This window comes from Priestia sp. SIMBA_032 (assembly GCF_046535215.1).
GTDB classification, from domain to species: domain Bacteria; phylum Bacillota; class Bacilli; order Bacillales; family Bacillaceae_H; genus Priestia; species Priestia aryabhattai.
In genome coordinates, this window is sequence record NZ_JAWRXD010001553.1 from 1 (window position 1) to 236 (window position 236).

General features: G+C 71.2%; 1 pseudogene. It reads left to right on the plus strand.

Features of this window, described 5'->3' with window-relative positions:
- Window positions 1–12 precede the first annotated feature (12 nt).
- A pseudogene (locus SB717_RS39495) lies at window positions 13–236 on the plus strand (acetate kinase); the annotation flags it as partial.

Genomic DNA, 236 nt, shown 5'->3' on the forward strand with positions numbered 1-236 from the left:
GGAGGGGCCGACGTGATCAGCTTCACGGCGGGCGTCGGCGAGAACGTCGCGCACATCCGCGCCGGCGCGTTGCGCGGTCTCGAGTTCGCGGGTGTCGAGCTCGACCCCGAAAGCAACGAGAACGCACGGCGCGGCGAGATCACCCGGATCTCGACGGATGCCTCGCGCGTCGCCGTGCTGGTCGTCCCCACCGACGAAGAGGTGGAGATCGCCCGGCAGACGCTGGTCGCTGCGCG